Source organism: Streptomyces filamentosus (assembly GCF_014654895.1).
Lineage (GTDB): Bacteria > Actinomycetota > Actinomycetes > Streptomycetales > Streptomycetaceae > Streptomyces > Streptomyces filamentosus.
Genome location: NZ_BNBE01000001.1, coordinates 304,209 through 314,531 on the forward strand (window position 1 = coordinate 304,209; position 10,323 = coordinate 314,531).

Here is a 10,323-nt window from a genome sequence, read left to right on the forward strand (position 1 = left end):
CCCTAGTTCCCCCTATTGCCGCCGTCCGTCCCGGGGGTGGCGGCGAGGGCGGTCGCGGCGCGATTCCGGAGTTCCTTGCGGTCGACTTTCCGATTGGCGTTCAGGGGCAATTCGTCGAGGCGGACGTACCGCTGGGGGAGGATCCCGCGGGGCAGCACCTCGCCGAGCTGTTTCGCGAACGCGGCGGCGCGCACGGGTTCGGGGCCCGTGTAGTAGACGACGAGCCGGGTGCCGTCGTCGGTGGCGGCGTCGACGGTGACGGCCTCGGTGACGCCGGCGACGCCGGCGAGGGCGTGGTCGATCTCGGCGAGTTCGACGCGCCAGCCCTGGACCTGGACCTGTGCGTCCATGCGGCCCAGGTAGGCGAGGTGCGCTTCCGCGGGGTCGCCGACGCGCCGGACGCGGTCGCCGGTGCGGTACCAGGTGCGTCCGCCGTGTTCCAGGAAGCGGCCCTCGTCGTCCCGGGGGTCGAGGTAGCCGGGGGTCATCTGCGGCCCGGCGATGCACAGTTCGCCCTCGTCGGCGGCCGGCCGGCCGTCGGCGTCGAGGAGGAGCTGCTCGTGGCCCTCGTGGACGGCGCCGATGGGGACGACGCCGTTGACGGCGAGGTCCGGCGAGACGTCGGGGTCCCAGCGGTGGGCGGCGATGGTGACGGTGAACTCGGTGGGTCCGTAGAGGTTCTCCACCGTCGACGAGGGCGCCGCGCGCTGCCAGTCGGCCGCGTCCTGGCACTTCAGGGCCTCGCCGGCGAAGAAGCTCCAGCGCAGGCCCGGCAGGGCGCCGGGGGTGAGGGCGCCGGTGCGCCGGGCGAGGGAGATCGCGCTCGGCGTGGAGAACCAGACGGTGACGCCGTGGTCGGCGAGGTGTCCGGGCAGGTCGCGGTAGCCCTGCGGGGGGATCCAGTGCGCGGTGGCGCCGGCGCCCCAGGCGCAGAAGAGGTCGAAGAGCGAGCAGTCGAAGTTCAGGTCGAAGGTCTGGGACAGGACGTCGTCGGGGGTGAAGTCGTAGCGCCTGTCGAGCAGTTCGAAGTAGTGGCGGGTGTTGCCGTGGGTGAGCGGCACCCCCTTGGGCCGGCCGGTGGAGCCGGAGGTGAACAGCATGTAGGCGGTGTCCGCGGCCTGGACGGGGCGCGGTGCGTCGAGCGCGTGGCGGTCCCGTACGTCGACGCGGCGCAGTCCTGCGCCGAGGACGGCGCCCTCGTCGGGGACGAGGACGGGCACGTCGCCGCCGGGGCCGAGGAGTCCGGTCAGGGCCGCGGCGCCGGGGCCGTCGGCGACGACGGCGGAGAGCGGCGCGGCCTCCAGCATGGCCCGGGTGCGGGCCTGCGGGAAGTCGGGACGGAGCGGGACGACGGCCGCGCCCGCGTAGAGCGCGGCGAGGATGCCGGTGTAGGCGGTGGCGCCCTTGGCGGCGAGGACGCCGACGGCGGCGGGCGCCCCGTCGGACGCCGCGAGCAGCGATCCGGCCCAGCGCAGGGCGCGTTCGTGGAGCTGCTCGTAGGTGAGGGTCTCGGGCCCGGCGCGGAAGGCGGCGCCCCGGGGGGCGGCCGCCAGTCCGCGCAGGAACCGGCCCGCGAGCGCGGGATCGGCCGGACCGCCCATCAGGCGGCCTGGTGGATCAGCGCCGACAGCGCGGCCCAGAGGACGGCCGGGGTGCGGAAGGTCTCCAGGCTGAGGGCGTCGTCCTGGAAGTGCACGTCGTAGGCGCGCTCCAGGGCCGCCAGGAGTTCGACGGTGCCGAGGGAGTCGAGGCCGACGTCACGCAGCGGGGTGTCGGGGGTGAGTTCCTCGTCCTCGCCGAGGAAGGGCAGAAAGCCGCGGAGGGTCGTCTCGAAGGTCTCGTCCCACATGAGGGGCTCCTTGCTGGGGTGGTGGCCGAAAAGGAGAGAAAGGGAAAACGGGAAAAGCGCGGAAAGGGGCCGTACGGAAGGGGGCGTGGGGGAAGAGGGTCGTACGGGAGGGAGGGAGCCGGGCCGGGAGAGCGCGCCCGGTCACGCCCGCCGGGCCGGGCCCGCGCCCGCCGCGGTGCGCCGGGGGCGGCTGCGGGGGCGCATGGCGACGGCGGGGGACGCCGGGACGACCTCGAAGGCGTCCCGGGTCACGGGAACCCGTCCGAAGAGGGCGTCGGGGCCCGCCACGCACACCGTGCGCACGCCCAGCCCCTTCAGCGACGCGACGACGGAGGGCCAGTTCATGGGGGTGACGAAGCTGTCGAGGAGCATGGTCCGCACGCCCTCGGCGGTGATGAGGACGGAGCCGTCCTGGTCGGCGACGACGGGCAGCCGGGGGTCGTGGAACGTGAGGCCGGCGAAGACCTCCTCCTCGACCCTGGCCCGCAGCGGCCCGAAGGCCGTGCAGTGCACAGGCGGTCGCATGGTGTACAGCGACATGCCGCCGCCGGCGCGCAGGGCCGGCAGGAACCATTCGAGGCTGGACTCGTTCATGGAGACCATGTGGAAGTCGTGGTCCACGTGGCAGGACACCTCGTGGAACTCGCCCCGGGACTCGAACTCCGCGAAGAGTTCGGCCAGTCGCTCGGCCGGGGTGCGCAGGAACGAGTGGGTGACCACGTCCTGGTGGGCGGTGCGGAAGTAGTCCTCCATGCACCGGGCCCCTCCGGCGGTCATCCGGACGGCGTCCTCGAAGGAGAGCGCACCGGTGTGGGCGGCGAGGGCCTTCTCGCCGAAGCTGGGCCCGGTGCACACGTCGGGGGTGAAGCCGAGGTTGTCGGCGGCCCACCGGGCGGACGCGAGGCAGTTGACGAGGAAGGCGACCTGCGCGGCCTCGGAGTAGTCCCCGGCGCCCTCCTCGTCGCGGAACCGGTCGACCAGGTGGTAGCCGAGCACCTCGCCGGCGCGGTCGGCGAGTTCCCGGGCCACCGGGTCGACCAGCATGAACTTCCCCACCTCGGTGAAGGGGGAGGCGCTCATGCCGGGGAAGACGAGGGCCTTGCCGGGACGGATCCCGGCGGGGTCACCGCCGGCGGTCCCGGTGCGGTCCTCCGCGGGGTTCTCGGCGCTCATCGGACGGCTCCTTTCCGCTCGTCGTCGGTGAGCAGCCCGTCGAGGTAGTCGAGGACGACCTCCCGGAACCGTTCGGGCTCCTCCAGGTGCGGGAGGTGGCTGGAGTCCTCCAGGACCTCCCAGCGGACCTCCGGGACGCGGTCGAAGTACGGCTGCACGGTGGCGGGGGTCGCCTCGTCGTGGCGGCCGGTCAGCAGCAGGGTGGGCACCTCGATGCGGTGGACCTCGTCGACGACCGACCAGTCCTTGAGGGTGCCGATCACGTGGAACTCGTTGGGGCCGTTCATCGTGTAGTACACGGTCGGGTCGTCGTAGATCTCCATGAAGGAGGCGACGAAGTCGCGGGGCCAGGGCACGACCCGACAGACGTGCCGGTCGTAGAAGACCCGCATCGCCGTGAAGTACTCCTCGCTGTCCGTCGTGCCGGCGGCCTCGTGCCGGCGCAGCGTCTCCTGGACGTCCTGGGGCAGTCCGGCGCGCAGGACCTCCATCTCCTGGAGCCACAGCACGTACGAGGCGGGGGCGTTGGCGATCACCAGTCCGCGCAGTCCCGGGGGGCGGCCGGCGGCGTGGGAGGCGCCGAGGATGCCGCCCCAGGACTGGCCGAACAGGACGTAGTCGTCGGCCACCCCGAGCGCGCGCAGGAGGTTGTCGAGTTCGTCCTTGAAGAGCTGCACGGTCCAGAAGTCCTCGCCCCGGTCGGGGAGGTGGGTGGAGCCGCCGTTGCCGAGCTGGTCGTAGTGGATCACGGGCCAGCCGGCGTCGGAGAGTTCGGCGAGGGCCAGCAGGTAGTCGTGGGTGCTGCCGGGGCCTCCGTGCAGCACGACGACCGGCGGGCGGCCCGCGCCCAGTTCTCCCGTCACGCGGTACCAGGTCTTGTATTCGCCGAAGGAGACGATTCCCTTGGAGCTCGGCGGTCTCGACATCGTGGATTCCTTTCGAAATTGCCCGGAGGTCGCCCGAATCCGGGCCGTGCAGCCGAGTTCACGGAGGGATGGAATTCACATGACGGCGGCGCATGACAGGGGACTTCGAGTTTCCAGGCACGGTATACGTCCGGCCCCCGGCCGGTGGACCCCTAATCGGCCCCTACTCACCCCTGAGCAGGGGCGGCCGACGGGAGCCCGGCGGCACCCGAGGTGCCGCCGGGCTCCGTGGCGCGGTGGCCCCGGCCGTTTCAGCCGCAGGTCTCCGCGAGCCATTCCTCCACGGCCGCGGCGGCCTCGACCGCGTTGTTCTCGATGATCGTGAAATGGGTGCCGGGGACCTCGGTGAGGCGGTGCGGCGTCGGCCAGTGGGCGCGCCAGTCCCCCTCGGCGGGGTCCGGGGCGGCGACGAAGGACTCCGCGGGCCGGACGAACAGCACGGGGGTCGCCATCTCCTCGGGCCGCAGCCCTCCGATCAGTTCGACGTACCGGCCCATGGCCCCGAGGCGGGTCACGTTGAAGCCGCCGAAGTCGTCCTCCCGGTCGAACATGCCGGCCATCATCTGGCCCCAGAAGCCGGTCGACGCGTTGTCGTCGTCGCCCGTGTTCGGCAGGTACGAGTCGAGCAGGACGACGCCGGAGGCGGGGGTGCCGGCCCGTTCCAGGTGCTCTGCGGCGGCGTGGGCGAACTGGCCGCCCGAGGAGTAGCCGACGATCACGAACGGTTCGCCCCCGGCGGCCCGCGCGATGTGCGCGGCGAACGCCTCGACCGCGGCCGGCACGGTCGCCGGCAGCCGGTCGGCCGGGTGGAAGCCGAGGACAGGCAGGGCGACGACGTCGCGCACGTCCCGGAAGCGGGCGGCGAACCGCGCGTACTGCTGCGCCCCGCCCATGGCCATCGGCGACGGCAGGCACACCAGCCGCGGCCCCTTCGGTCCTCGGGACAGCCGCACCGGCTCGGGGAACGCCCCGCCGGGGCCTTCGCCGGCGGACTCCTCCAGGTCGGCGAGCGAGTGGAACCAGGGCCTGACGTGTCCGGCGGCCTTGAGGAGCCGGATGCCGCCCGGCAGGTTGCCGGTGAGGATCGCCTGCCGGAAGAGCCCCCGGAAGGTCTCGGGGGTCTCCCCGTCCCGGTCGGGGGCCGGGCGCGCGTTCCCTCCGGCGGCCTCGGCGAGCCGCTCCCGGAGGTGGGCGGCGAGCGCCGCCGGGGTGCGGTGGTCGAAGAGCGCGCTGGTGGGGAGGTCGGCGCCGGTCGCCTTGTTCACGAGGTTGCGGATCTCCATGGCCGACAGCGAGTCGACCCCCGCCTCCAGGAAGTCCCGGCCGGGTTCCGCCTCCTCGGCGGAGGCGTAGCCGAGGACGACGGCCGTACGGGTGCGGACGAGGTCGAGCAGGATCCGTTCCCGCTCCGCCCCGGGCAGCGCGGCGAAGCCGTCCGGCAGCCCGCCGGGCGTGCCGGCCCGCCGGGCGCGGGGCGCCGGCACCCGTACCAGCTCGCGGAGCAGGGCCGGCACCTCGACCACGTCGGCCCGGGCCCGGATGGGCGCGGTGTCGAGGCGTACGGGCAGGAGGGCGGCCCGCTCGGCGCGCAGGGCCTCGCTGAACAGGGCGAGGCCCTCGTCGCCGGAGAGCGCGAGGATGCCGGAGGCCGCGAGGCGCTGCCGTTCGGCGTCCCCGATGGACTCGGCCATGCCGTCCCCGGCGGTCCACAGGCCCCAGCCGAGGGAGACGGCCGGGAGGCCCGCGGCGCGGCGCCGCTGGGCGAGGGCGTCCAGGAAGGCGTTGGCCGCGGCGTAGTTGCCCTGTCCTGCGCTGCCGAGGGTGCCGGCGAGGGAGGAGAAGAGGACGAAGGCGGAGAGGCCGGCGTCGCGGGTGAGCTCGTCCAGGAGCAGTGCGGCGTCCGTCTTCGGGCGCAGCACCCGGGCCAGCCGCTCGGGGGTGAGGGAGGTGATCGTCCCGTCGTCGAGGACGCCGGCGGTGTGCACGACGGCCGTCAGCGGACGCCCGGCCGGCACGCTGCCGAGGAGCCGGGCCAGCGCCTGCCGGTCGGCCACGTCGCAGGCGGCGACGGTGACGCTCTCGGCGCCCGCGCCCGTCAGGGCGTCCTTCAGCGCACCGGCTCCCGGCGCCTGTTCGCCGCGCCGGCTGACGAGCAGCAGGTGGCGGGCGCCGTGGTGCTCCACCAGGTGCCGGGCGACGGCGCCGCCGAGTCCGCCGGTGCCGCCGGTGACCAGGACGGTGCCGCCGGGGTCGACGGCGAACGGCGCGGCCTGCGCACGCGCTCCGGCCGGGGTCCTGCGCAGGCGCGGGGCCAGCAGCCGTCCGCCGCGGACGGCCACCTCGGGCTCGTCGAGCGCCACCGCCCGGGCGAGCGTCCCCGGCGACGGGGCCGGGCCCCCGGGGTCGGCGTCGACCGTGGTGAAGCGGCCGGGGTACTCCTCGTGCGCGGAGCGCAGCAGCCCCCACACGGGCGCGCCGGCGAGACCGGGCAGCGTCTCGCCGTCGGCGGCGGCCACCGCCCCCGACGTGAGGACCACCAGGTGCGAGCCCGCGAGCCGCTCGTCCGCGACCCAGCCCTGGAGGACCTCCAGGGTGTCCCGGGCCGTGGCGTGCGCCCGCTCGGCGGTACCGGCGGCGCCGTCCTCCGGGGCGGTGTGGTCGAGGACGGCGACGTCGGGCGCCCCGTCGCCCGCGTCGAGCCGCGCGAGCAGCCCGCCGAGCCCGTCGTGGACGGCGGCCCCGTCCGCCCGCTCCCCTCCGCCGGCCCGCAGGAAGGCCCAGCGGGACGCGTCGGGTTCGGGGGCAGGGGCGGGGGCGGCGGGGACGGGCACCCAGTCCACCTGGAACAGCGTGTCGGACGGGGCGCCGCCCGCCGTGAGCGCCCCTGCGGGCAGCGGGCGGACGACGAGCGAGCCCACGGACGCGACCGGGAGGCCCTCCCCGTCGGCGAGGTCGAGCGCCACCGCGCCGTCCTCCGCGCCCGTCGCCCGGACGCGTACCCGCAGCCCGGTCGCCCCGGTCGCGAACACCTCGACGTCCGTCCAGGCGAACGGCAGCCCGCCCTCGCCCACCGAGCCGGACAGGCCCACCGCGTGCAGGGCCGCGTCGAGGAGCGCGGGGTGCAGGGCGAACGCGTCGGCGTCCCCGTGGGCGCTCTCGGGGAGCGCGGCCTCGGCGAACACCTCCCCGTCGCCGGTCGTCCAGGCAGCCGTCAGCCCCTGGAAGAGCGGTCCGTACTCCAGCCCGGCGGAGGCCAGGTCCGCGTAGAGCGCGTCCACGTCGGCGGGCCGACCCCCGGGCGGCGGCCACGCGGAGGCACCGGACGCCGCCGGCCCCCGGGCCTCCCCGACCGTGCCCGTCGCGTGCAGGGTCCACTCCGCGCCCTCCGGCGCGTCCTCGGCCCGCGCGTACACCCTGACCCCGCGCCCGCCGTCCTCGTCCGCCGCGGCGAGCACCGCCTGGAGGGCGACGGATCCGCGCTCGGGCAGCACGAGCGGCGCGGTGAGCACCAGCTCCCCGATCCGCTCGCGGCCGACCTGCCGGCCGGCGCGCAGCACGAGGTCCGCGAACGCCGCACCGGGCAGGATCACCGTGCCGGAGACGGCGTGGTCCGCCAGCCAGGGGTGGGTGTCGAGCCCGACCCGTCCGGTGAGCACGAACCCACCGGAGTCGGGGAGTTCGATCCCCGATCGCAGGAAGGGGTGAGCGGTGCCCACCTGCCCCAGAGTGGTCGTGTCGGCCCCGTCGTACCCCGCGTCGAGCCAGTGGCGCTCCCGCTGGAAGGCGTACGTGGGCAGGCCGACGCGGTGGGCACCGGTACCGGCGAAGAGCGCGGCCCAGTCGACGCCGACACCGGCCTCGAAGAGGGCGCCGAGCGCGGTGAGGAAGGTCGTGGGCTCGTCGCGCTCACGGCGCAGGGCCGGAACGAGGAGAGCGTTCTCGGGCTCCTCCAGGGACGCCTGGGCCATCGCCGACAGCACGCCGTCAGGGCCGAGTTCGAGGTACGAGGTGACACCCGCGCCCTCCAGCGCGCGGACGCCGTCGGCGAACCGGACCGCCTGGCGGACGTGCCGCACCCAGTACTCCGGGTCGGTGAGGTCGGACGCCTCCGCGAGACGACCGGTCACGTTCGACACCACCGCGATACGCGGCTCCGCGTAGGCCAGGCTCCGCACGACCTGCCGGAACTCCTCCAGCATCGGATCCATCAACGGCGAGTGGAAGGCATGGGAAACCTTCAGCCGCTGTGTGGTGACGCCTCGCTCCTCCAGCACCGCCACGACCTTCTCGACGGCCGCCTCGGCCCCCGAAATCACCGTGGAGGAAGGACCGTTGACAGCAGCGATGCCGATCTCGTCCTCGCGGCCGGCCAGCAGGGGAAGCACGTCCGCCTCGGCCGCCCGGACCGCAACCATCACCCCACCCTCGGGCAACGCCTGCATCAGACGGCCACGAGCCGCGACCAGACGGCAGGCGTCCGCCAGGGAGAAGACTCCCGCCACATGCGCGGCGGCGATCTCGCCCACCGAGTGACCCGCCAGGTAGCCCGGCCGGACACCCAGGGACTCGACGAGACGGTACAACGCCACCTCGACCGCGAACAGAGCGGACTGCGTGTAGACCGTCTGGTTCAGCAGCTCACCGGAGCCCTTGATCACCTCACGCAGCGGACGCTCGAACACGCCCTGCCCGTCCAGGAGTTCACACACCTCGTCCAGAGCGGTCGCGAAGACCGGGAATGCGGCGGCGAGGCCCTCCGCCATCCCCGCCCGCTGCGCACCCTGCCCCGTGAACAGGAACGCCGACTTGCCCTCCAGCCTGCGCCCCGGCACCACTTCCTCCGGAACCCCGCCGAAGACCACCGCACGCCGGTCGAACACCGCACGCGACGAGACCAGCGAGAAACCCACGTCCACCGGATCGAGACCGGCACCCGCGGTGAACTCCCGCAGACGGGCGAGCTGAGCGCGAAGGGCTTCGTCCGTGCGTCCGGACACCACCCACGGCACCGGGACACCCGAAGGCCACTCCCCCACCGTCACCTCCGCCTCGACGGACGGAGCCTCCTCGATGATCACATGGGCGTTGGTGCCGCTGATGCCGAACGACGAGACACCCGCACGACGCGGAGCACCCTCGGCCACCTCCCACGGCCGGGACTCCGTCAGCAGCTCGACCTCACCCGCCGACCAGTCCACATGCGACGACGGAGCATCCACGTGCAGCGTCTTCGGCAACACGCCGTGCCGCATGGCCTGCACCATCTTGATCACACCGGCGACACCGGCTGCGGCCTGGGTGTGACCCAGGTTCGACTTCACCGAGCCCAGCCACAGCGGACGCCCCGCAGAGCGCTCCTGGCCGTAGGTGGCGAGCAAGGCGTCGGCCTCGATCGGGTCGCCCAGGGTCGTGCCGGTGCCGTGCGCCTCTACGGCGTCCACGTCCGCCGCCGACAGACCCGCGTTCGCCAGCGCCGCACGGATCACCCGCTGCTGCGACGGACCATTGGGAGCGGTCAGACCATTGCTCGCACCGTCCTGGTTCACCGCCGAACCCCGCACCACCGCAAGGACCTGATGGCCCTTCGCGCGGGCGTCGGACAGCCGCTCCACCAGCAGCACGCCCACGCCTTCGGCGAATCCGGTGCCGTCGGCGCCGTCGGCGAACGCCTTGCAGCGGCCGTCGGGGGCGAGGCCGCGCTGGCGGCTGAACTCGACGAAGGTGCCGGGGGTCGCCATGACCGTCACGCCGCCGGCGAGGGCGAGGTCGCACTCGCCGCGGCGCAGGGCCTGGACGGCGAGGTGGAGGGCGACCAGCGAGGAGGAGCAGGCGGTGTCCACGGACACCGCCGGGCCCTCCAGGCCGAAGGTGTAGGAGACGCGGCCGGAGACGATGTTCCCGCTGCCGAAACTGTTCGGGTAGTCGTGGTACATCACGCCGGAGTAGACGCCGGTCCGGGTGCCGCGCAGGGCGGCCGGCGGGATGCCGGCGTGCTCCAGGGCCTCCCAGGACGCCTCCAGCATGAGGCGCTGCTGGGGGTCGAGACCGGCGACCTCGCGCAGGCCGATCCCGAAGAAGCGGGCGTCGAAGTCCCCGGCGTCGTGCAGGAATCCGCCGTCGGTGCTGTAGGTGGTGCCGGGCCGCTCGCCCGAGGGGTCGTGGAGGCGGGCGAGGTCCCAGCCCCGGTCGTCGGGGAAGGGGGTGATGCCGTCCCGGCCGTCGCGGACGAACTCCCAGAGCTCGTCCGGGTTCGCCGCGCCGCCGGGGAAGCGGCAGGCCATGCCGACGATCGCGATCGGTTCGCGGGTGGCCGACACGAGCCTGCGGTTCTGCTCCCGCAGGCGCTCCGTCTCCTTGAGCGAGGAGCGCAGCGCC

General features: G+C 74.3%; 5 protein-coding genes. All 5 read right to left on the reverse strand.

The annotated features are described in order from the left end of the window. Positions 1 to 2: 2 nt before the first annotated feature. Positions 3 to 1,601, reverse strand: coding sequence for an AMP-binding protein (locus IE326_RS01475; protein ID WP_190040596.1), 1,599 nt, complete (start codon positions 1,599 to 1,601; stop codon positions 3 to 5). Further along, a complete protein-coding gene (locus tag IE326_RS01480) occupies positions 1,601 to 1,849 on the reverse strand; it encodes an acyl carrier protein (RefSeq protein WP_150235443.1) in 249 nt (82 codons plus the stop codon). The genes IE326_RS01475 and IE326_RS01480 overlap by 1 nt, the downstream gene beginning before the upstream one ends. A 141-nt stretch (positions 1,850 to 1,990) precedes the next feature. Further along, on the reverse strand, positions 1,991 to 2,893 hold the full coding sequence (locus tag IE326_RS01485) for an ACP S-malonyltransferase (protein WP_229915404.1): 903 nt from the start codon (positions 2,891 to 2,893) through the stop codon (positions 1,991 to 1,993). A 125-nt stretch (positions 2,894 to 3,018) separates the two neighbouring features. Then, positions 3,019 to 3,948, reverse strand: coding sequence for a proline iminopeptidase-family hydrolase (locus IE326_RS01490; protein WP_190040597.1), 930 nt, complete (start codon positions 3,946 to 3,948; stop codon positions 3,019 to 3,021). Positions 3,949 to 4,199: 251 nt separating this feature from the next. Further along, positions 4,200 to 10,319 carry a type I polyketide synthase gene (locus IE326_RS01495; RefSeq protein ID WP_373310219.1) on the reverse strand — a complete coding sequence of 2,040 codons (6,120 nt, stop codon included), beginning with the start codon at positions 10,317 to 10,319 and terminating at the stop codon, positions 4,200 to 4,202. Positions 10,320 to 10,323: the final 4 nt, after the last annotated feature.

Bases quoted from the DNA above. Each gene is read 5' to 3' on its own strand.
- IE326_RS01475 (WP_190040596.1), bottom strand. From the start codon at position 1,601: ATGGGCGGTCCGGCCGATCCCGCGCTCGCGGGCCGGTTCCTGCGCGGA.
- IE326_RS01480 (WP_150235443.1), bottom strand. From the start codon at position 1,849: ATGTGGGACGAGACCTTCGAGACGACCCTCCGCGGCTTTCTGCCCTTC.
- IE326_RS01485 (WP_229915404.1), bottom strand. From the start codon at position 2,893: ATGCTGGTCGACCCGGTGGCCCGGGAACTCGCCGACCGCGCCGGCGAG.
- IE326_RS01490 (WP_190040597.1), bottom strand. From the start codon at position 3,948: ATGTCGAGACCGCCGAGCTCCAAGGGAATCGTCTCCTTCGGCGAATAC.